At 38.0% G+C, this 23481-nt stretch carries 21 protein-coding genes; 8 read left to right on the plus strand and 13 right to left on the minus strand.

The genetic code is table 11. From position 1 onward, the window contains the following. Positions 1-7: 7 nt before the first annotated feature. Complete coding sequence (locus AC07VK_RS06180; protein WP_492959083.1) at positions 8-766, minus strand: polysaccharide biosynthesis/export family protein; 759 nt, start codon at positions 764-766, stop codon at positions 8-10. A gap of 718 nt (positions 767-1484) precedes the next feature. Here AC07VK_RS06180 and AC07VK_RS06185 point away from each other — a divergent pair. Continuing rightward, a complete protein-coding gene (locus tag AC07VK_RS06185) occupies positions 1485-2162 on the plus strand; it encodes an acetyltransferase (RefSeq protein WP_492959085.1) in 678 nt (225 codons plus the stop codon). A gap of 69 nt (positions 2163-2231) precedes the next feature. On the opposite strand, the gene AC07VK_RS06190 is transcribed toward AC07VK_RS06185, so the two are convergent. Together AC07VK_RS06190 and AC07VK_RS06195 are read right to left on the minus strand one after the other, a co-directional pair. After that, positions 2232-2621 (minus strand): response regulator transcription factor, encoded by a 390-nt coding sequence (locus AC07VK_RS06190; RefSeq protein WP_492952240.1) that lies wholly within the window; start codon positions 2619-2621, stop codon positions 2232-2234. A gap of 44 nt (positions 2622-2665) precedes the next feature. Then, entirely contained in the window at positions 2666-3430 is a 765-nt protein-coding gene (locus AC07VK_RS06195; RefSeq protein WP_492952239.1) for a DeoR/GlpR family DNA-binding transcription regulator, read from the minus strand. Positions 3431-3588: 158 nt separating this feature from the next. Here AC07VK_RS06195 and AC07VK_RS06200 point away from each other — a divergent pair, with 158 nt between their 5' ends. Genes AC07VK_RS06200 through AC07VK_RS06210 form a run of 3 tightly spaced genes read left to right on the plus strand, consistent with a single transcriptional unit; the run spans position 3589 to position 7461 of the window. Further along, complete coding sequence (locus AC07VK_RS06200; RefSeq protein ID WP_492959087.1) at positions 3589-5181, plus strand: glycerol-3-phosphate dehydrogenase/oxidase; 1593 nt, start codon at positions 3589-3591, stop codon at positions 5179-5181. A 14-nt stretch (positions 5182-5195) separates the two neighbouring features. Next, positions 5196-6686 (plus strand): glycerol kinase GlpK, encoded by a 1491-nt coding sequence (gene glpK / locus AC07VK_RS06205; protein WP_492959089.1) that lies wholly within the window; start codon positions 5196-5198, stop codon positions 6684-6686. A 34-nt stretch (positions 6687-6720) separates the two neighbouring features. After that, positions 6721-7461, plus strand: coding sequence for an MIP/aquaporin family protein (locus tag AC07VK_RS06210; RefSeq protein ID WP_492959091.1), 741 nt, complete (start codon positions 6721-6723; stop codon positions 7459-7461). A 113-nt stretch (positions 7462-7574) separates the two neighbouring features. On the opposite strand, the gene AC07VK_RS06215 is transcribed toward AC07VK_RS06210, so the two are convergent. Together AC07VK_RS06215 and AC07VK_RS06220 are read right to left on the minus strand one after the other, a co-directional pair. After that, positions 7575-8858, minus strand: coding sequence for a M16 family metallopeptidase (locus AC07VK_RS06215; RefSeq protein ID WP_492959093.1), 1284 nt, complete (start codon positions 8856-8858; stop codon positions 7575-7577). A gap of 11 nt (positions 8859-8869) precedes the next feature. After that, positions 8870-10159 carry a M16 family metallopeptidase gene (locus AC07VK_RS06220; RefSeq protein ID WP_494939788.1) on the minus strand — a complete coding sequence of 430 codons (1290 nt, stop codon included), beginning with the start codon at positions 10157-10159 and terminating at the stop codon, positions 8870-8872. Positions 10160-10404: 245 nt separating this feature from the next. On the opposite strand from AC07VK_RS06220, the gene AC07VK_RS06225 reads away from it, so the two are divergent. From AC07VK_RS06225 to AC07VK_RS06240, 4 genes are all read left to right on the plus strand, one after another. After that, positions 10405-11082 carry a 3'-5' exonuclease gene (locus tag AC07VK_RS06225; protein WP_492959097.1) on the plus strand — a complete coding sequence of 226 codons (678 nt, stop codon included), beginning with the start codon at positions 10405-10407 and terminating at the stop codon, positions 11080-11082. Next, on the plus strand, positions 11072-12523 hold the full coding sequence (locus AC07VK_RS06230; RefSeq protein WP_492959099.1) for a DUF294 nucleotidyltransferase-like domain-containing protein: 1452 nt from the start codon (positions 11072-11074) through the stop codon (positions 12521-12523). Before AC07VK_RS06225 ends, AC07VK_RS06230 begins: the two co-directional genes overlap by 11 nt. A gap of 117 nt (positions 12524-12640) precedes the next feature. Beyond that, positions 12641-12970 (plus strand): YegP family protein, encoded by a 330-nt coding sequence (locus AC07VK_RS06235; protein ID WP_492959101.1) that lies wholly within the window; start codon positions 12641-12643, stop codon positions 12968-12970. A gap of 531 nt (positions 12971-13501) precedes the next feature. Beyond that, positions 13502-15115: a discoidin domain-containing protein gene (locus AC07VK_RS06240; RefSeq protein WP_492959103.1), complete on the plus strand. Its 1614-nt coding sequence runs from the start codon at positions 13502-13504 to the stop codon at positions 15113-15115. Between the two features lie 85 nt (positions 15116-15200). Here the strand turns inward: AC07VK_RS06240 and rplT are convergent, their stop codons facing one another. The 8 genes from rplT to AC07VK_RS06280 form a co-directional block, all read right to left on the minus strand. Beyond that, entirely contained in the window at positions 15201-15545 is a 345-nt protein-coding gene (gene rplT / locus AC07VK_RS06245) for a 50S ribosomal protein L20 (RefSeq protein WP_025144714.1), read from the minus strand. Between the two features lie 75 nt (positions 15546-15620). Then, positions 15621-15821: a 50S ribosomal protein L35 gene (rpmI, locus tag AC07VK_RS06250; RefSeq protein ID WP_029279105.1), complete on the minus strand. Its 201-nt coding sequence runs from the start codon at positions 15819-15821 to the stop codon at positions 15621-15623. Positions 15822-15850: 29 nt separating this feature from the next. Continuing rightward, on the minus strand, positions 15851-16420 hold the full coding sequence (gene infC / locus AC07VK_RS06255; RefSeq protein WP_051691975.1) for a translation initiation factor IF-3: 570 nt from the start codon (positions 16418-16420) through the stop codon (positions 15851-15853). A gap of 16 nt (positions 16421-16436) precedes the next feature. Further along, on the minus strand, positions 16437-18362 hold the full coding sequence (gene thrS, locus AC07VK_RS06260) for a threonine--tRNA ligase (protein WP_057934170.1): 1926 nt from the start codon (positions 18360-18362) through the stop codon (positions 16437-16439). Positions 18363-18573: 211 nt separating this feature from the next. Next, the gene (locus AC07VK_RS06265; protein ID WP_492952228.1) at positions 18574-19668 is read right to left on the minus strand and encodes an acyltransferase family protein; all 1095 of its coding nucleotides are present in this window, start codon (positions 19666-19668) and stop codon (positions 18574-18576) included. A gap of 145 nt (positions 19669-19813) precedes the next feature. After that, positions 19814-20713 (minus strand): hypothetical protein, encoded by a 900-nt coding sequence (locus AC07VK_RS06270; RefSeq protein ID WP_492959105.1) that lies wholly within the window; start codon positions 20711-20713, stop codon positions 19814-19816. Between the two features lie 595 nt (positions 20714-21308). Then, entirely contained in the window at positions 21309-22046 is a 738-nt protein-coding gene (locus AC07VK_RS06275; RefSeq protein ID WP_492952226.1) for a (Fe-S)-binding protein, read from the minus strand. A 22-nt stretch (positions 22047-22068) separates the two neighbouring features. After that, positions 22069-23376, minus strand: a complete 1308-nt coding sequence (locus AC07VK_RS06280) for an MFS transporter (RefSeq protein WP_492952225.1) — start codon at positions 23374-23376, stop codon at positions 22069-22071. Positions 23377-23481: the final 105 nt, after the last annotated feature.

Raw genomic sequence — 23481 nt, forward strand, 5'->3', positions numbered from 1 at the left:
GAGACGTTTATCGACGAAGAACAGCTGTGATCAATACTGCTACTGCAGATATTGATGCAATTACCACTGGCATAATGCGTGTATTCGGACTGTATTCAATTGCTTTTGATTTATCTGGTTCTACATACACTACATCGTTTTGTTTCAGGTAAAAGAATGGGGAATCCATCACATCCTGATTGTTTAGGTTGAGTCTTTTCATTACCCTTTGACCATCCTGCTGCCTGATTACTAAAATATTTTCCCTTTTGCCATAAACGGTCATATCGCCCGCCATTCCCAATGCTTCTAAGAGGTTAATATTATCTCCCTGTACAGTAAAGGTTGATGGTCGGTTTACTTCACCAATAACTGTTACTTTAAAATTGACCAATTGAACATCAACTACCGGCTTTTTAACATACTTATCTAATTCTTTCGAAATGGTAGCTTGCGCCTGCTCAATGGTTAAACCTTCCAGTCGAACGTTACCTACAACAGGCAGATTAATCATTCCGTCTTTACTTACACGGTAACCATCTACTTTATAATTGTTTTCAGAACCTGCATTTCGGGTATTAACAGCAAATAAAACATTCGACTCTTGATTTAAGCTGTTTATGCTTACGCTTAAAAGATCGTTTTGCTGAATTTTAACATCCTGACCTTGGAGCTTCACTTCGCTAGTTTGTTTAGCCAGGTTACTAAAGTATACAAGATCTCTTCTGGGAGCGCATCCGGTGATAATACTTGTATATATTGCGATAAATAATATTACTTTCTTCATAGCTTAAGTAATGTTTAGTTTTTTATTTCGATTTATTGAGAACTAAGCTATGCAATTAAGCATCAATGTTTTATAGTCGGATGGGGGTTGTATTTAAATTGTATAAAATATGACCAGCATGCACAGCATCTTCGCTACTGTGCTCATAAATTGCACATCATTTGTAAATTTTACAACGCAGAACATGTATAATATTTTGGCGGTATTTTCACTCAAAAATGCCTGGTTTTTGGCGAGATCTTAATCGGTAAAACTCAAAAAACATCAGAAAATGTTTTAACATTTCAAAAAGCTATTTAATACTACAATTTATAGGGGGTATAAAATGATTTTTATAAAATTTCAAAGCAAAACCGCTGATCACCAAACTTAAATTAGTGGATCAATGGATTATTTTTCCTTAATCAGCAGCCAATACGTTGCGCTTCGCATCTTTCTGTGCAACTTATTTTACAATATATTTTTAATGAACTCCAACTAACATTTTACCTCGCAGTATTGAGATTTCATCTGCAGTTGTTTGCCGGTAGCCATCCGCCCAGATAAAACGATTAACATAAAAGCCATATACCTTTAAATCGGGTTAAAAAGCAAGAAAATGCGCAACTGTGAATGCTGTAAACCTGGATTAGCAAAATGTGTACAGTATGCTTTTAAAGGGTTTAAAAGCCTGTTTTATGTATAAATTCGTAACTAACCTAAAAACAAAGAATGAAATATGAAAGTTATTATTTATGGAACTGGAAAAATGGCTGAATTTATCTGTTATTCTTTTATGAATGACAGCGATTACAACGTTGTTGCCTTTTGTGTTGACGATGCCTATGTGCCCCCTGCGGGCAACACACTACTGGGCTTACCCATCTTAAGCTTCGCACAGGTGATTAAAGATTTCCCTCCAGAAACCCATAAAATACATGTTGCCATTGGTAGAAACAGCACCAGAGAAAATGTATACCATAGGGTAAGTGAATCTGGCTATAGTTTTGCAAATTATATTTCTTCAAAAGCCAATATATGGTCTGACCTGGTATTTGGACACAATACTTTTATCGATCAGTGCTGTGATATACAGCCTTTTGTAACCATAGGCAATAATTGTATGCTTATCGGCGCACGGATTGGCCACCACTCTACCTTAGGAGATAATGTTTTGCTATCTGGTAATATATTAGCGGGCAATGTAACTGTTGGTAATAATTCTTTTTTAGGAATTAATTCTGCGGTTAAGGAAGATATTACCATTGGAGGCCACAACATTATTGGTGCTGGCGTTTTTATTAACAAAAATACAGAAGATTACGCTATTGTATCTAACGGCACAGTGCCACAACGCATAGGAGACTCTAAACGTTTTGTGATGTTTAACAAAACACAGGATGTTAAGCAGACTTAGCAAATGTTTTATTCATAAAAAAGGGAAGTCAAAAAATTGACTTCCCTTTTTTATTTAGGATAGCCGTAATTAAACTTTAGTTCTATTTTCTGCACTTCTTTTCAGCTGTGCATTAATGCGGGCTAAAACATCATCAATATCAAAAGGTTTACTGATATAATCATCAGCAAATGCATCAATAGCTTTCTGTTCGCTATTATTCTGTGCTGACATTACAATAATTGGGATGTGTTTAGTAAAAATATCAGTTTTTAAATCTTCACAAATCTCTGCTCCGTTTCCATCGGGTAACATTACGTCAAGTAAAAAAAGATCAGGCATTGCATCCTGGATATTTTTCTTTAACTCAGCAAATGATGATGAAAGCTGCAATTCGAAACCCTCATCTTTTAATAGAATTTCAATAACGTTTCTGATCTCCTGATCATCCTCTAAAATGTGTATTCGTTTTCTTTCCATGTTCAAATTATAATGTTTGGGATATACCGTTCGCGTGGAATGCGCTATACGATAGTAACAGTAACACCTAAACTCTCTAAATGTTTAACAATTTGTTCAGAAATTCCTTTATCGGTAATAATATGATCAATTTCTTCTAATCCACATATCTTTCCAAAGCCCCTTTTCCCAAATTTAGTAGAATCGGCAAGTACAATCGTTTTTTGTGATGCACCGATCATTTTGCGGTTTAAATGTGCTTCCATGGCATTAGTTGTGGTTAATCCAAAATCAAGATCAATCCCATCAACACCTAGAAATAGTTTATTAAAATAAAAATCCTGCAAAACCTGTTCTGCATAAGCACCCATTACCGATGAAGAACTTTTCCTAAGCAATCCACCTAATTGTATTACTTCAATACTAGGTTCGCGCATTAATTCGAGCGCTACATTTAACGCAGAAGTTACAACGGTTAAATTTGTTGCTGGCGCAATATTCTTGGCAAAATAAAGCACTGTAGTACCCGATGCAATAACAATAGAATCATTATCATTTAGCAATGCAGCAGCAGCAATACCTATTTTGTTCTTTTCTGTAGATTGTAATTTCTCTTTCTCATTAACCGGACGGTCTACCGTGTATGGATTGTTTACAGTAGCACCTCCATGGGTCCTAAATAACAGGCTCTTATCTTCAAGTAGTTTTAAGTCCTTTCTTATTGTTACAGACGAAACTTTCAACTCCTTACATAAATCGACTACATTTATGTATTGATCACGTTGCAGGCGACTTAATATAAACTGGTGCCTCTCAGCCAAATTCATCATAGTATATTTAATTAGCGTGCTGCAAATTAGCAATAAAAACATTCTTTAAAATATTTTGCACAAATATTTAATAAATTTTTAACACGCATATTATATTATTTCGATTATGATTTCTTATAATTGCGTATTGTTTCGTTTTATTATTTTTACAAATTTAAATGGAAAGATTACACGCGCATCATCTAACAGAAAACATAAATTGGGACTTCATTATTATTGGCGGAGGTGCTACAGGTTTGGGTACTGCATTGGATGCTGCAAGCCGGGGCTTTAAAACTTTATTGGTAGAACAATCTGATTTTGCCAAAGGAACGTCGAGCCGGAGTACTAAACTGGTACACGGTGGCGTTCGCTACCTTGCGCAGGGCGATATCGGCTTAGTAAAACATGCCTTAAAAGAACGTGGCCTATTACAACAAAACGCAAAACATCTGGTAAATAAGGAAGAATTTCTGATTCCCTGTTACGATTGGTTCTCTGTTATAAAATATTTAACAGGACTTACGCTTTACGATTGGCTGGCAGGCAAATATAGCTTCGGCAAATCTAAGTTTTTCTCTAAAAGAGAAACCTTAACCATGATGCCTGGCATTAAAGAAAAGGGATTAAAAGGAAGCATCAGGTATTACGATGGAAAGTTTGATGACGCCCGTTTAGCGGTAAATATTGCACAAACCGCTATTGAAAACGGTGCCTCATTATTGAACTATACCAAGGTAACCAGCTTGTTAAAAAGCGGCGATAAGGTTACAGGTATTGAAACAGAAGATGCTTTAACCGGTGCAAGAGTTAAATATATTGGCAAAATAGTAATTAATGCAACAGGTGTGTTTGTAGATGACATCCTTCAAATGAACAACCCGAATTCAAAAAAAATGGTACGCCCCAGCCAAGGTGTACATGTGGTGTTAGACAAAAGCTTTTTAAACAGTGAATCGGCCCTGATGATACCAAAAACCTCTGATGGACGTGTTTTATTCGCCGTTCCATGGCACGAACATTTACTGGTGGGTACAACAGACACCCCGTTAAACGAACATAGTTTAGAACCCAGGGCATTAAAAGAAGAGGTCGATTTTATTATGAGTACAGCGGCGAGTTATTTTAACCGCAAACCCATGGAAAAAGATATCTTAAGTGTATTCTCAGGTTTACGCCCTTTGGCTGCTCCTACCAACGGAGATGGAAATAGTACAAAAGAAATTAGCAGAGACCATAAACTTATTGTCTCTGCGAAGGGATTGATTACCATTACCGGTGGCAAATGGACCACCTATCGCCGAATGGCAGAAGAAACCGTTGATTTAGCCATTACCCATGCGGGTTTAGAACCGAAAGCATGCGTAACCCAAAATTTAAGCATACATGGTAGTTTAACCACTGCCACTGATAGTCATTTGGCTATCTATGGATCGGATCGCAGTAAAATTGAAGCTTTAATTGCACAAGATTCAAGTCTTGGCAATAAATTACATCCTGCATTTCCTTATACAGAAGCCGAAGTGCTTTGGTCTGCACGAAACGAAATGGCCGAAACAGTAGAAGATATTTTGAGCAGAAGACTAAGGATACTGTTTATTAATGCACAGGCATCCAAAGATATGGCACCTAGAGTAGCTTCGCTCCTGGCCAAAGAATTATCTGCTGATAAAAACTGGGAAATTAACCAAATCGAAACTTTTAATAAATTAGCCGACGGTTATATTTATCATTCAACATCTAAAATAACCGAATCGGCTTTAGCCAACTAACCAAATTCCTAATTATGAGTAAATACATCTTGTCTATCGATCAGGGAACCACAAGTTCGAGAGCAATTATTTTTAATCACAATGGCGAAATTGTTGCCATTGCACAACGAGAATTCACACAGATTTATCCCAAAGCCGGCTGGGTAGAGCACGATCCGATGGAAATCTGGTCGACACAATTGGCTGTTGTAACAGAAGTAATTGTTAAAGCAGGCTTAACCGTAGGCGATATCGATTCTATTGGCATTACCAATCAGCGCGAAACCACTGTGGTTTGGGATAAAGAAACCGGACAACCGATTTACAATGCCATTGTTTGGCAAGACAGGCGCACTTCTGCTTATTGCGATGAAATTAAAGCACAAGGACTGGCCAATAAAATACAGGAAAAAACCGGGCTGATTATAGACTCCTATTTCTCGGCTACTAAGGCCAGATGGATCTTAGAAAATGTTGCCGGGGCAAGGGAAAAAGCTGAAGCCGGAAAACTTGCTTTCGGAACCATCGATACCTGGTTAATCTGGAAATTAACAGCAGGCGAAAAACATGTAACCGATGTAAGTAATGCCTCGCGGACGATGCTTTACAACATCCACACCCTAAGCTGGGACGACGAATTGCTTGAGCTTTTTTCGATACCAAAAGCCATGCTCCCTGAAGTAAAATCATCAAGCGAAGTTTATGGAGAAACCGCAGGACGCATATTGGCCGCAAAAATCCCTATTGCAGGTATAGCTGGCGATCAGCAGTCTGCTTTATTCGGACAAATGTGCACCGAAACCGGGATGGTAAAAAACACCTATGGTACAGGCTGTTTTATGCTAATGAATATCGGATCGAAGCCAAAAATATCAGCGAATAATCTATTAACTACTATTGCCTGGCAGATTAATGGTGAGGTAAATTACGCGTTAGAAGGGAGTATTTTTATTGGCGGTGCGGTTGTACAATGGCTTCGCGATGAAATGGGACTCATTTCTAAATCGGCAGATGTAGAAACCTTAGCTAAAAAAGTAAAAGATACCGATGGGGTTTATGTTGTTCCTGCTTTTGCAGGCTTAGGTGCCCCGCATTGGGACCAACATGCTCGTGGCACCATAACGGGATTAACACGCGGTACAAACAAATCGCATATTGCAAGGGCGGCTTTAGAAAGCATTGCCTATCAGACCATGGATGTTTTGAAAGCCATGGAAGCAGATGCCGGCGTAAATATTGCCGAATTAAGGGTAGATGGTGGTGCTACGGCCAACGATTTATTAATGCAGTTTCAGGCCGATCTGTTAAACTGTAAAGTAATCAGACCAGATGTAACCGAAGTTACTGCTATTGGGGCTGCATACCTTGCCGGACTAGCCACAGGTTTCTGGAAAAGCATCGATCAGATCCGTTCGCAATGGAAAATCAACAAAACTTTTGTTGCGGAGAAGGGAATTGATAATACGGAAAGAATAAAGGGCTGGAATAGAGCAATAAAGGCGGCCAGGGTAAATGCAGAAGACTAATTGAACAATTTTAATCGGATAAGAATTTAATTATATGAATGTATATCTCGCAGAATTTATTGGTACTGCACTAATGATTCTTTTAGGAAATGGTGTAGTGGCTAACGTAGTACTTAAAGGTACTAAAGGCAACAATAGTGGTTGGATTGTAATTACAACAGCCTGGGCACTTGCCGTATTCGTTGGCGTTGTGGTAGCAGGTCCTTACAGCGGAGCGCACTTAAATCCAATTGTGACCCTCGGACTTGCCATCGGGAAAGGCTTCAGCTGGGCACTGGTTCCATTTTATATTATTGCACAGCTGGCCGGTGCCATGACAGGCTCTTTTCTGGTTTGGCTTATTTACAAAGATCATTTCGATGCTACAGATGATCAAGGTTTAAAGGCGGCTCCCTTCGCAACCGCTCCGGCGATTAGAAATATATCGTCAAATTTGGTATCAGAAATTATAGGCACTTTCGTTTTAATCTTTGTGATCTTTTATTTTACTGATGCCAGTATGGGCACTAAAGAAACGGTTACCACCCCTATTGGCTTAGGCTCAATGGGTGCCATCCCGGTAGCTTTTTTAGTATGGGTAATTGGTTTGGCTTTAGGCGGAACAACCGGATATGCCATTAATCCGGCAAGAGATTTGGGGCCCCGGATTGTTCACTTTTTAATTCCAATGAAAGGAAAAGGAAGTAGCGACTGGGGTTATGCCTGGGTACCTATTATTGGACCGATAATCGGCTCGGTATTAGCTGCAGTTGCATTTTTGTTGATTGGTAAATAATGTAATAAAATAGAAAAAGTCGTCATCTCGACTGAAGCGCAGCGAAATGGAGAGATCTATCTAACAGATTTCTCGGCTGCGTTGCACTTCGCTCGAAATGACGACCAAAAGAGCTACTGAAAAGCTGCTCTGCCTACCTGTTCATCCCCTAAGTATATCCAAATGGCACCTTTTAAATATTTTGCGAAAGAATCTTTCATGTTCTGCAAGCTTACCTTGTTAAAATTAGCGACCATATTCTCCGTAATACTATAATCGCCCAGCACTTCAGCTTCACCTAAATCTTTTACAATTGAACTTGCGCTTTCCTGATGCCTATAGTATCTATCGCGATGCTCTTTTTTTAATGCCTCAAGATAACGTTCACCATACTTTCCTTCTTTAATGTTGTTGTATACTGTAATCATCGCTTTAAAAGCTTTTTTAGGTTGAGTGGTACTTACAAACATAGAAGTATATGGAATCTGTTGTATTTTAACGGTTGCACCCGGCGCATATGATAAACCCAGTTTAGTTCTCAGTTCATAATTCATAGTACCACTTAATGCATTAATTGCTAGCACAAAAGCATAATAATCGGCGTTAGTCATGGTTGGGGCATTCATAATACAACTCATGTAATTGGTGGCAATATCCCTTTGTTCGATTACCAAATGCTCCCCTGTTAAAGTCTTACGATCGTAAACCGGTGGTGTGTAAGCTTTTCCTTTAAGGGTACTAAAAGAAGTTTGAATTTTCTTTTCAAGTTCTTCTTTTGTAATGTTTCCTGCCACGACCAAAAACATTTTATTCTTGTTCAATAATTCGTTATGGTAATAATTGCTAACCATTTCAGCTGTAAAACCACCTAAAGTTTTACTTGTGCCTAAAGGATTAATGCTGTAAGGAGAGTCTTTAAACATGCTTTCCATGCTCAATTGCTCAACTCTTGTTTCAGGATCAGATTGACTATGGTAAATTCCCGTTATCATACGTTCTTTGGTGGTTTGAAACTCTGTTTTATCAAAAGCCGGATTAATTACAGCATCTGAGAAAAGTTTCCAGCCCTGATCAAGATACTTAGCAATGCAATCCATGCTAATGGTACCATAATCAGTGCTAGATGAACCAGAAATATTAATACCATATTCATCGGCCAACTCCTGATAATCGACAACACTGTAATTTTTAGTACCACAGGTAGCGGCAGATGCCAAAGCCAGGTTTTCAATTCCAGCCCTTTCCGCATTATAATTCATTACCCCACCTCTAAAAAACATGCTCATACTAACTGTTTCCTTCTGGGTAGGTTTTAGAATTACCTTTAAACCATTTACATCAAATGAAATGGCCTTGGTTTGCGCGTTTGCAATATGAAAAACTAAGATAAAGTTTATAAAAAATGTGAATCTTTTCATCGAGCGTTAGGTTATTTGGGTGATTTAAAAAATGTTTCTGGCTTCACTTCGTTCATACCTGCTTTATCCATCATCAGGCCAGCGCAATAAGGTTTATCTTTAATATACTTGCGCACATAATCGAGTAAATCCTTTCTTGTTACTTTATTTACATTTTCTTCATAGTGCGTATAATAATCAATCGATGCCGAAGCCCACCAGAAGGAAAGTAGATGTGCATAATCAGAAGTAACCTCTCTCCTTTCTACCTGTTCTATAGATAATAACCTTTTGGCTCTTTCAATCTGTAGATCAGACAAATAATCTTCATTGGCCCAAAGCGAAATTTGCTTCAGCACCTCCTGGTAACATTCATTTATTTTTGCCGGATTAGGACTCACCATTAAACTAATTGGGCCGGTATATTTTTGCGTATAATAATTCACATCTGCCTGTTGGGCTAACCCTGAATTAATAAGCGCCTGTTTCATTTTAGAACCGTTTTGATTCACGATGAAAGAAAAAACATCAGCAGCATAGGTGGCAGGAATATCGTTTCTGGTATCTGGACCATGCCAGCTAAACAGCATAAATGGAACAGGACTTTTATTCGATTCTACAAAATAATAATCGTTTTTTTGAAGCGGTTTAAACTCAGGGACCGGCCATTTCACAAAAGGATCAAATGGCGATCGTTTCCAGCTTCCAAAAACAGAATTTACATAACTAAAAGCTTCATCAACTTTAACATCACCGGCAATTACCAGAACAGAATTATTTGGCCAGTAATATTTATTTTTAATGGAATCCATTTTTGATGGAGTTGCTGATAGAATTACCTCATGGCTACCGATTACGTTTTTACGGGAATAATTTGCGCCCCACATATGTCTAGAATTGGCCTCTATCAAAGCAAATACCGGACTCGATTCGTGCCTTGTAAATTCAGCGTTTACCACTTCATTTTCCAAAGCCATATCTTCTTTTATGAACTTTGGATAACGGATAGAGGAATTCATTAAGCTTAATCCGGGTTTTAAATTAGCAGCAGGAAGCGTAAAAAAATAATTCACCACTTCTTCTCGCGTAGTGGCATTCGAATTGATATCAAGATCGTTCATTCTCGAATTTAAACGTTCGAAATCGGGATAATCTTTATTAGCCTTAAAGAATAAATGTTCGTAAAGGTGACTTAAGCCGTTAAATTCGTCGGTTTCGGTAAAAGAACCATTTCTACAGGCCATTTCGATGGTCACCAGCGGCACTGTCCGGTCTACAACCACGAGCACTTCCAAACCGTTATCAAGTTTTTTGAAATGCATGTTTTCTCCAAGCTTTTCCTGGGCAAAAGCAGAACTAAGGCACAATATACTGGCTAAGCAGCTAAATAATAGAGAGCGCATATTTTAATTAAATTTTTAACACCAAATAAGTGTTAATCTTTCACTTTAACAAATAAAAAGCGCATTATTTACGATCGCCTTTATTAAAGGATATATGAATAGTTACAGTTTATATTGTTAAATAATTACCTTTGAAATAGTTCAATCTTCTAACCACTTTAAAATTGCAAGAATACTTCCTAGTTGTTGATACCGAAACCTCAGGTCTGCCTAAAAATTGGAAGGCGCCTTATTCTAAAGAAAAGAACTGGCCACATATTGTCCAAATTGCCTGGATTATTTATGATCAATCTTATCAGGAAATTAAGCGGGAGAATCACTACATTAAAAATACCGATTTCACTATTAATAAAGCCGCCTTAAAAATCCACAAAATTAGCCCTGAATATCTGCATACACATGGCGAAAACAAAGAAAAAGTGATGTTGCAGTTTTCTGAAGATATAGAAAAATATCAGCCTTTAGTGATCGGGCATTTTATTGAGCTCGATTATCATATGGTTAATGTTGAATTATATCGCATAGGAAAGGAAAACATTTTTAAAAACCTGACGTTTTTCTGTACAATGAAGGCAAGCGCACCTTACATCACCAATACAGTCATCAGTCATTTAAAGCTGGATAAATTTTACACCATTTTATTTAATGAAGCTCCCGAAAATACGCACAATGCTTTATCTGATACACTAAACACCGCAAAGATTTTCTTCCATCTTTTAAAAACAGGCAAAATTAGCTTAACTTCAGCCTACAACCAGGCGCATACTTTTAACCTGGAAAAGAAAACAACGAAAGAATTTTCATTTAAAAGAATTTTACAGGGATTTTTTAATGGAAGATAAACTAACCGATCAAATTTATACTGCCCGTATTGGAGACATTACTTTCAAGAAGATAGTGAGTTGCAGCCCAGGCACACCTATTTTTGAAGCCGCAATTAAAATGTCAGAACAGAAAACCAGTTGCCTTTTTATTAAAAATGATCAGGATGTTTATCTGGGCTTCGTAACCGATATTACTTTAAGGGATAATGTAATTGCCAAACAACTGAATTCAAATTTGCCAATTGACGAGGTTATGGATACTAATATTGTTACCATAACTCCAGATGCTTATGTGTATGAAGCGATATTGATGATGTTCAGCAAAAAGTCGCGCTATTTATTGGTAAACGACAATGGTAATTATGTTGGCTTTTTAAGCAGGAACCGCCTTTTAAGCGAGCAGGCAGAATCTCCGTTGGTTTTTATCCAATCAGTAAAATCGGCTGTAAATACAGGCGATTTAAAATTAAAATGGCAGAAAGTACCGGGCATTGTATCGCAATTATTGGCTAGAGGCGTTCATTCGAAAATTGTAAACGAGGTGGTAACTACTATTGCCGATACCATTTCCTTTAAAATTATTGAAGACGTAATTGCCAAATTGGGTCCACCACCTGCAAAATTTGTATTTATGGTTTTGGGTAGCGAAGGAAGAAAAGAGCTTAGCCTAAAAACCGATCAGGATAATGCCATTATTTACGAAGATACCGGAGAGGATAAAAGAGCTGCTGTACGTTCTTACTTTCTAGACCTGGCGACCCAGGTTTCGGATAAATTAAATTTTGTTGGTTTTGTATACTGCGATGGTGATTATATGGCTACTAATCCAAACTGGACGCATTCGCTATCGCACTGGAAATATAATTATAAAAACTGGATAGAAGAAGCTCTGCCCGAAGCTGCCGTAAAATTTGCAGCTTTTTTCGATTGCAGGGCCATTTATGGCGATTTAACCATTATGGAAAGTTTACGGTCTTTTGTTGATGAAGAACTGCAGAAACCCATCGAAAAATTCTACGTATACCTAGCCAAAAATGCCTTACTTTATGAGCCACCGCTCACCTATTTTAGAAATATAAGAACGCAAAAAATCCATAAAAAAGAGGTATTCGATATTAAAACAGCCATGACCCCTATTGTAGATCTGGCAAGGGTTTATGCATTACAGAACAGAATTTTTCAAAAAGAAAATACAGGCGAACGTTTAAAAGCCTTGAGAGAACTTGGTGTTTTTAGCGAAGAACAGTTTAACGAACTTTCACAATCTTATTATTATTTGATGGGCTTGAGATTGAAACATCAGGCTAATCTGATTATCAAGGATCAGGCAGCACCCAACAACTTTATCGAAATTGATAGTTTAACCAAAATTGAGAAAGTAACCTTAATCGAAATTTTTAAAATTATCCAGAATTTTCAAAGTGGCATCCGCATGAAATTTACCAATAGCCTGGGTTAAATTATCATTAATTCTCTTGTCTGCTTATTGTAATTGGTTACAAACTTTAATAACTTTAAGAATAAACTTATACAATATAAGTCTACTAACCAATTACTTAAGTTAAAAACCAGAGCTATGGGAAAATTTGTAATTACCAAAAGATCAAATGGAGAATTCCAGTTTAATCTTAAAGCCAACAATGGTAAGACCATTTTAACCAGCGAAGGCTATTCGGCCAAATCGAGCTGCGAAAATGGAATCGAATCTGTTAAAAAAAATGTACAGGATGATTCCAGATTTGAGAAAAAGACATCGTCTAACGGCAAGTACCATTTCAGTTTAAAGGCTACAAATGGTCAGATTATTGGCTCCAGTGAAATGTACGAAAGTATTGCAGCCAGAGATAATGGCATCGAATCGGTTCAAAAGAATGCTCCGGATGCAAGTACTGACGATCAGAGTTAAAAAATATACAGCGACCCGAGATTTCCGCATCAGGTCGCTTTTTCATGCCCCTTTCCCCACTCTACAACTCAGCGTAAAAACTCTTCTGTACAGCATAAAGCAATTAATCTACAGTAATTTGTTAGGCTAATCTTACCCTTACAGCTATCGTAAACCTAAACTTACTCAGACACCTATTGCTTAATACAAGCCGAACAAACGTTTGCGCTTCATAAATCTTAAGGTTATTTTAAATAATCAATCAAATAGCCGTAAAACCTAACCAAACTGCACTTCTACTACACCATTCAAGCTTATTACATTTCATCCCACACAAACGTTTGCGCGGTTTTAATTCAACCTTACTTATAAGTTTGTTTGTAACTTAAATTCAGATAAGGTAAAAATCTATTTACTATACGCTCTTTTTAAGGTTTGGAACAGTGGCCAAGACTGGCAAATTCTGGTGGAGTAAAGGGGCTGGGCGCAGCATATAAAAAAGCAACAACAACCAATTCCAAATATTATCAACCCTAAACCTAAAATTATCTTATGAAAAAAAACAGTCTACTTTTAACAGGGCTATTCTGTGCCTGCCTGTTCGCCCTATCTTGTAAAAAGGCCGAAGTATTGCAACAAGAGGAAAAAACCTTCTCTATTAACAAAAAACTGGCTACAACCAACATCATTACCCAAAGCCGCAATGTAAATATTGTGTATTTTGTACCTAACGATCTCGATACCCTTGCGGGTTATAGAAAAAGATTAAGCGATCTTTTATTATGGACACAAGACTGGTACAAACAAGAAATGAACCGCAATGGTTATGGCAACAAAACATTTGGCCTTGCTGATGACGGCACAGGAAATGTAAAAATCCTAACCATTAGAGGAACGTTGCCAAAAGCGAGTTATCCATACTCTGGAGGTAGTGGCGCAGTAGCCAGCGAGGTAAACGCTTATTTTGCTGCACACCCCGCAGATAAAACCAGTGATCATACTTTGATCATTATTCCAAGGTATTCTATCGGTTCGAATGGAACACCAAGCGGAGGTCCGTTTTATGGTACCGGCAGATGGTGTTATGCTTTAGATTATGAAGAAATGGATATTGCAAATCTTGGCTTAAGCACTACCGTTGGCAATCGCTTCAGTGTTTGGTTTGGAGGCATGGTACATGAGCTTGGCCATGGATTAAATTTACCGCACAACAGACAGAAAGTTTCTGAAAACTCAACTTTAGGTATGGCATTAATGTGGGCCGGTAATGGAACCTTAGGAAAAAGCCCTACATTTTTAACTGCTGCAGACGCAGCTATTTTAAATGCCAATCAGGTTTTCAATAATAACGCCAGTACCTACTACGGTTCGGTAACCAGCAGCATTAATAAAATATACGCCAGCTATTCCAGCACTTTAGCTTCTATAGTGGTATCCGGAAAATTTACTTCAACCGGTAATGTAACCAGCATTTTATATTATAATGATCCCAATGTAAATAACGAGGGTACTGGTGTAAATAAAGATTATAACGCCATTACCTGGGAATCGAAGAAAATAGGAACTGACAGTTTTAGGGTGGAAATGCCAATTGCCGATCTCCAGGAAAAAGCTGATGGTATTCCATACGAACTGAAGGTTAAATTGGTACACGACAATGGAACTGTAACCGAACAGATCTATGCCTATACTTTTTCAGGAGGCTTACCTGTACTTAACTTTTCTACTAAAAATGAGTTAAACAAAACAGGATGGAGTATTGCATCTTTTAGTTCGGAAGAAACCAGTGGCGAAGGTGCTACAAATGGCAGGGCGATCAGATTAATCGACGGAAACGCAAGTACTTACTGGCATTCGAGATGGAGCAGCTCGGCAACAAGCTATCCACATACTATAGTGATCAATTTAGGAGCTTCAAAAACGGCAAGTGGTTTAAGTTTAACACAAAGAAGCGGTTTGAGTAGGGCTGTGAAAAACTTTGAACTATTAACGAGTACAGACGGCGTAAACTTTACTTCGGTTAGTAACTATGTGGCCCAAAATGTAAATGGTGCACAGTACTTTGATTTTGGTAGCGCCAAAACATTCCAGTATTTTAAAGTTATTTTAAATTCAGCACAGGATGGCCTACAGTTTGCCAGTCTTGCAGAATTGGGATTGTACTAGATCTTCAAAAACCAAACAACAAAAAAAAGGTCCCGATTTACATCGGGACCTTTTTAAAATATGATTATCGCTTAAGCGAAAATTTCTATTTTACTGCATCAATTACAGCTTTGAAAGCTTCAGGGTGATTCATCGCTAAATCAGCCAATACTTTACGGTTTAAACCGATTTCTTTAGAAGCTAGTTTACCAATTAATTGAGAGTAAGAAATACCGTGCTGACGAGCACCTGCATTAATACGTTGGATCCATAATCCGCGGAATTCTCTTTTCTTAACTTTACGGTCACGGTATGCATACTGCAAACCTTTTTCTACTGTGTTTTTAGCAACAGTATAAACCTTACTTCTTGCTCCCCAATAGCCTTTGGCTAGATTAAGGATTTTTTTTCTTCTTCTTCTCGAAGCTACTGCGTTTACCGAACGTGGCATGTTGTTGTTGTTTTTTGGCAAGCGGCGTTCCGTTTAACCGGAAACTTAAAGCCTGATACCTGGTGAATTAATAAATTACTTTCCGATACAAAGCATACGTTTAACGTTACCCATATCAGCATCAGATACGATACTTGCTTGACCTAAGGCACGTTTACGTTTAGTACTCATCTTTGTTAAGATGTGACTTTTGTATGCGTTGTTTCTTTTGATTTTACCTGTTCCAGTAAGCGAAAAACGCTTTTTAGCACTGGAATTGGTTTTCATTTTTGGCATAACCTGTTTTTTAATTTATAAACCTATTTTTATTTTTTTGCTACTTTAGGCGCAACTGTCAGGAACATACGTTTACCTTCTAACTTAGGTAACAACTCTACTTTTCCTACATCTTCTAAAGCCTGGGCAAATTTTAACAATAAAATTTCTCCCTGCTCTTTGTAAACAATTGCTCTACCTTTAAAATGCACGTAAGCCCTAACTTTCTCACCGTTCTCTAAAAAGCTTACTGCATGCTTCAATTTAAACTGGAAATCGTGATCGTTGGTGTTAGGACCAAAACGGATCTCCTTAATTACAGTTTGTTTCGCATTAGCTTTAATTTCTTTCTGCTTTTTCTTTTGCTCGTAAACAAATTTACTGTAATCAATAATTCTACAAACTGGTGGTACTGCATTTGGAGATATTTCTACCAAATCCAATTCCAGTTCATCAGCAAGTGCCAAAGCTTTTGCCAAAGGATAAATCCCCGGTTCAACATTATCGCCAGCTAAACGCACTTCGGGCGATTTAATATACTGATTAATGTTATGCTCTGCTTCTTTTTTCTTAAAAGGTGGACGTGGTCCCCTGTTAAATCCTGGTCTTCCTAATGCCAAATTTGTACTATTTAATTTAAACTGTTATTTCTTTTCTTAATAAATTGTTGAACTCTTCCAACGTCATTTCGCCTAAATCTCCCTCACCATGTTTACGTACAGAAACTTTTCCTTCTGCCATTTCTTTATCACCGATAATGAGCATGTATGGGATCTTTTTAACTTCCGAATCGCGTATTTTGCGACCGATTTTCTCATCACGAAAGTCAATCAGCCCGCGAATATCGGAATTATTTAGTTCATCTAAAACTTTTTTTGCATATTCTTCATATTTTTCTGAAATCGGAAGAACAATAAATTGTTCCGGACTTAACCATAAAGGGAAGTTTCCGGCACAATGCTCGATCAAAACAGCAATAAATCTTTCTAATGAACCAAATGGTGCACGGTGGATCATTACTGGTCTGTGCTTTTGGTTATCGCTACCAGTGTATTCCAGTTCGAAACGCTCCGGCAGATTATAATCAACCTGAATAGTACCTAACTGCCATTTCCTACCTAAAGCATCTTTCACCATAAAATCGAGCTTAGGGCCATAGAAAGCGGCTTCGCCATATTCTACAACAGTATTTAAGCCTTTTTCTGCAGCTGCTTCGATAATGGCATTTTCAGATAATCTCCAATTTTCGTCAGAACCAATATATTTCGATTTGTTTTCCGGATCTCTTAATGAAACCTGAGCAGTATAGTTATCAAAACCTAATGATTTAAATACGTAAAGCACTAAATCAATTACTTTTTTAAACTCTTCTTTCACTTGTTCTGGCATACAGAATAAGTGAGCATCATCTTGAGTAAAGCCACGTACGCGGGTTAAACCGTGTAATTCGCCGCTTTGTTCGTAGCGGTAAACCGTACCAAACTCGGCAAAACGAACCGGAAGATCTTTGTAAGAACGTGGTTTTGTTTTGTAAATCTCACAGTGGTGAGGGCAGTTCATCGGTTTTAAGAAAAACTCCTCTCCTTCTTGTGGCGTTTTAATCGGTTGGAACGAATCTTTACCGTATTTCTCCCAGTGACCTGAGGTTACGTATAAATTTTTGTGTCCGATATGTGGTGTTACTACTTGCTCATAACCTGCTTTAGCCTGTGCTTTAGTTAAAAAGTTTACCAAACGCTCGCGCAAGGCAGTTCCTTTAGGCAACCATAATGGTAAGCCCATGCCTACTTTTTCTGAGAAAGCAAATAACTCTAACTCTTTTCCTAACTTACGGTGATCGCGTTTTTTTGCTTCTTCGATCATTAAAAGATACTCAGTAAGCTCGCTCGCCTTAGGGAAAGTTACACCATAAATACGGGTTAACTGTTTTTTGGTTTCGTCGCCACGCCAGTAAGCGCCAGCCACATTCATCAGTTTTACTGCCTTTACAAAACCTGTATTAGGAATATGTGGACCACGACATAAATCGGTAAATGAACCTTGAGTATAGAAAGTAATTTTACCATCTTCAAGACCATCGATTAAATCCAATTTATACTCATCGCCTTTTTCAGTAAAATATTTTACCGCATCAGCTTTGCTCACACTTTCGCGCACAAAAGTTTCCTTTTGTTTAGCCAGTTCGATCATTTTGGTTTCAATGGCTTTGAAATCATCCGAAGAAAATTCACGGTCGCCAAAGTCTACATCATAATAAAAACCAGTTTCGATTGCCGGACCGATACCAAATTTGGTACCCGGATAAAGTGCTTCTAAAGCCTCGGCCATTAAGTGAGCTGATGAATGCCAAAAAGTCGATTTTCCGGCAGTATCATTCCAGGTCAATAACTTTACTGATGAATCAGATTCGATCGGTCTGGTTGAATCCCAAACTTCGCCATTCACCTCAGCGGCTAATACGTTACGGGCTAAACCCTCAGAAATTGACAATGCAATTTGGTGGGCAGAAGTGCCCTTTTCATACTGACGGACAGAACCGTCAGGTAAAGTAATGTTAATCATCTACAACTATGATTTAATTTTTATAAAATGTTAGTAAAGATCACCTACAATGTGATTTTATTTTGTGCAAAGGTACGATTTTTAATCAGGAAAACAACATAAAATAAGCCACAGAGGCACAAATTGCCACAAATAATTAAGTCTGGGTGTTTATACATTATAGTCTATAACGCGGTGTTAATCCGTATTTCAGCGGAAAAAAAAATGTAAGTTAGACTGATAGCCATTTAGCCTTCAAATATTTACGCAATGGGATATCGACAAATTTCATGATCAGATAAGCCAATAACACTAGCAGGGTTACCGAAACTGGGATAACCACCCATAAGGTCGACATTGCGGGTTTAACCACGGCAACATAAGTCAGAAATATCCAAACGAAAGGATAATGTGTCATATAAAGCGGATACGATATTTCTCCCGATAAGGTGCAAAGTTTCTTTAAAGGTTCGCTAATTACTGCCCCAGCACCTAAAGCCACTAAAAGCGGGAAATAAAACAATACAATTATGGGTTCGGCAATCCAGTTATATGCATCTCTATAAGGGAAAAGGAAAGCCACAAGCAAGAGTAAACTCAAACCCAGGAAGCCAAGTTTATTTTCCATGATCCAGTTGAAACGATAAACCAACATTCCGGCCGAGAAAGAATAAAGTACCCTCACTCCCCCATCCCAAAAGTTTTGTCCGCCCCAGCCGCCACCTAAATTGCCATTGGGAACTTTCAAAGCAACATAACAAATACCTATTGCGCCAAGCAAAACCAATAACGGCAATACTTTTTTATTCAACCTGTAAAGTACCAGGATATAGAAAATATTGGCCACGTATTCCCAAAACAAAGACCAGGCAGGTGCATTTAAACAGAATAGATTGGTATAACGCTCGGGCATAACCGGATATGGGATTAAAAATGCAGAAGCCAAAAACATCAACAATGTTTTTCCGAAGCCGTAAACAGCATAAAAATCACTGTAAGGGTCGAACAGAAAGGTTAACAATCCTAAAATTGAGCCAATAATCACCAAGGGATGCAAACGGATCAACCTTAATTTAAAAAACTGTGTCAGTCCGATATTTTCTGCACGTGTATCGTAAGCATAGGCAATTACAAAACCCGACAAACAGAAAAAGAAGTCTACAGCAAGGAAACCATGTGAAAGAAAATTCTTATTGTAATCGGTAATAGCGATTTCCATAAAATGGTAAATCACCACCACAATGGCCGCTATGCCCCGTAATCCATCTAAAATTTCGAAATGTTGTTTAGTTGCTAATAAATCTGTTTTGTTTTCGGCAGTAATCACTTTTGGCTAGGTTATATTTAATCCCAATAATAGTTATTCTCAGTTTAGATGCAAAAACTAGAGCCAACCTTTTCAAAAATGATACAAAAAAAGCCCTGAATTGCTTACAATTCAGGGCTAGATAAAATAATTATGGTGGTCTTGATTAATTTATTCCAAATGTTCTTACCTGTCCACCGCCACCTGGTCTGTTCTGTCTAAAACGTTTCATCATGTTCTCCATTTTAGTTTTATACTCTTCAGCAGTAATCAGTTTTGCTTTTTTAGGTGCGGTTACATCTTTTGCGCTTACATTTCTATACTCGATGCTTTTGGCAATTGAGCTGTTACCTCTACCTTCGATCGCTAAAACTGCACCTTCTGTCCACATATTTGGATTCGGAGAAAAGTCGAAGCCTAAATCTTTTGTATACCAGATTTTGGTTTCTTCTACTACGTTTTTATCCATATCTAAGATTTTAATAGCCCTTGTAGATCTAATAATTGCCTGGTGACAGGTAAAACCGATAATCTGTTTAGTGGAATCTGTTTTAACCACTTCGATGGTTGGTGCCGGAGCTGGTTTTGTTTTAGTGGTATCATTAGGATTTCTACCACCCATTCTCATAGAACCAATTGGTCCGGAAGTAGATAAAGTTAATTTACTTGGCATGTAATAAGTGGTATCGTTCAAATCGAAAACCTCTGTAAGCCCCTTATCTGCAAAGGTATAGTAGTATTCTCTGTTACCACCGCCACCACCAAACCGCATCATCATACGACCCATGCCGCCACCGCCACCACCTGCTCCGTTACTGTCTTCAGTTTCTTCAACTGGCATATAACTGGCGTTTGTAGCCGTAAATAACAACTCGAAGTTGCTTTTGCTAGATGAGGGCATTCTGGCTTTCATCTGATCGGTTAATTGGATACCGCTTGCCGAAGCCATAGCTGCAGGATCGATAATATTTTCAAATTGTATGGCTCCTGAGGTTTTTTTCTGCTGCGCATTTGCAATTGATGCAATTGATAAAACACCCAGTAAGGCGAAGATTACTTTTTTCATTACGATTTTGTTTTGTTTGTTAGATACAAAAGCCTTTAAAAGGTTTAACAAAGATATTGTTGGTTTTAATGTAAAACGTGTTAAATTGTGTTAAAAATTGCTTTAAACCCTCAAAATGCAGATTTAAGGATGAAAGTAATTTAATTTTTACAATATCGATTCTTTTTATTGGAAAAGCAGTGTTTGAAATTCCTGGAGGTGGGCCCTAATAAAAAATGTAAGGTGTATATTGATTTGGGCGTTGCCTAAGCTGCGCAAAGGTCGGACTCTTTGCAGGGCTGCGCTTTGCTCCGGTACCGATAAGAATCAGCACAGAACCCTTACAATCCCTAACGCAAGCGCACCGTAAAAAACTGCAAAGTTTAATTTCAATAGCACTACAGGCCTGAGTTAAATAAACCTGATAGAACGGAAAGCCCGGAGCGAGGTATCCCGATTCATCGGGAAGGACTTGGAGTGATAGCAGGGCTGTGGTAACCTAAAGGTGCCAAACCCTGATTTTCAAAATAATATTGATCATCTAAGTCAACTTAACACATTTAAGTATTTGTGGCCGGCCTCATTATTTGCTAGAACAAGCCCCTGCAGGTTTAAACTAATATTCTGTACTTTCCAGCCAGCCATTGCAAAGCACATCAGCAATGTGCATGGTCTTAATGGCGAGGTTATTTTTATCGATATAACCTTGAAGGTGTAAAAGGCAAGACAAATCTGTTGAAATAATATAATCTGCCTGTTGTGCCAGTGCATGATTAACTTTCTGTTCGGCCATTGCCGACGAAATGGCATCGAATTTAACCGCAAAAGTTCCGCCAAAGCCACAGCACATATCGGTATCTTCCATTTCGATCATTTCCAAGCCGTGTACTTTAGAAAGCAACTGGCGAGGTTCATCTTTGATTTTGCACTCACGCAATGCGCTACAGGAATCGTGGTAAACGGCTTTTCCTTCCAATTCAGCGCCGAAATAATCTCTTTTGGCTACGTTTACCAGAAAATCAGAAAGTTCCCAGATGTTCGATTGCAAACTCCGGCATTTGTTGTGCACAATGGTATTGGTAAACAGATCGTTAAACCCACCTTTTACCATGCCTACACACGATGCCGATGGTGCAACCACATAGGTATTTTCGGTAAAATCGCTCAGAAACTTTGTACCCACTTCTTTCGCTTCATCCCAATAACCCGCATTATAGGCAGGTTGCCCACAACAGGTTTGTTTTGAATTGTAGGTTACATCACATCCCGATTTTTCTAATAACCTTAAAGTATTAAAAGCGGTTTCCGGATAGAGCTGATCTACAAAACAAGGCACAAATAATTCTACTTTCATAATATTCTTAACGACTGCAAACTTACAATTTTAGCGATTCTTTATGTTCGTTTTTTCTTAGAAGTACTAAAAGAACTAACCCGACAATAAAAAATGATGCCAAAGCGATAATTGAGTAGCGAATATTTCCGGTTAAATCTTCAATGTAAGCAAAACTGAAAAGGCCGATTACAATTGCCAGTTTCTCCGTTACATCATAAAAACTGAAAAATGAAGTGCTGTCTTTTGTATTAACAGGTAAATATTTAGAGTAGGTAGAACGTGAAAGAGATTGAATTCCGCCCATAATTAAGCCTACAATGGCCGCCAGTGAGTAAAATTGATATTCGTTGGTGATGTAATAACCAAAAACACAACAACCTATCCATACTACAACTACCATAATCAATACGTTTATATTCCCTATTTTTTTAGCTAAATACGACATAAGCATGGCGCCAGGGATAGCAACAAGCTGAATGATCAATATCACCGCAATCAATTTTGCGGTTCCTAGTTTTAACGTTTTTTCAGCGAAACCGGCAGCAGCGAGCATAATGGTTTGCACCCCCATAGAGTAGAAAAAGAAAGAAACTAAAAATCCTTTTAAAACTTTCATTTCTTTTACTTGTGCCCAAACTTTAGATAACTCACTAAAGCCATCTTTAAGGATATTCGTTTTTACCTTGTCGTGCTGAGGTGTTCCGTTCGGAAGTGCCGAAAAAGGAATCTGAGAGAAACCGATCCACCATACACCAACCAATAAAAAAGATAATCTTGGTGGGAATGAGGCATCAGTAATACCAAACCATTCCGGTTTTAGCACAAATAGGAAACAAATCAATTGAAGTAAAACCGAGCCGATGTACCCATACGAAAAACCTTGTGCACTCACACGATCCTGATGTTCTTCGGTTGCAATTTCAGGCAGATAAGAGTTGCTGAACAATACCCCTCCAATATACCCCATTGCAGCTATTGCAAACAAAATGATGCTCATTTCGAGTGTATCCAATTTAAAGAAATATAAACCGATACAGGCCGCTCCACCCACATAGGTAAAGAATTTCATAAACGACTTTTTATTCCCTCTTCTATCGGCAATGGATGAAAGTATTGGCAAAGCAAAAGCCATAATCAGATAAGCAAATGATAAGGCGTAGTTGGAAAGCGAAGTGTTTACATAAGTCCTGCCAAAGAACTCCACTTTATCACCATGCGCTTTGGTGGTGGTAATAATGGTATAATAAGCCGGAAAAATGGTAGAAGTGATGACTAAGTTATAGGCAGAGTTTGCCCAATCGAAAAATGCCCACGAACGGATGGTTTTCTTATTGTTTTTTGTTATCATTTGTTTTTTCGCTTCGCGGAAGATTACATTGATTGTTTGATTATACAGATTAAATAGTTCATTACAAAACTAATATTTTATTGCTAACTTTATTGGCATTTTTCT

The organism is Pedobacter sp. GW821-FHT01D05 (genome assembly GCF_059422505.1).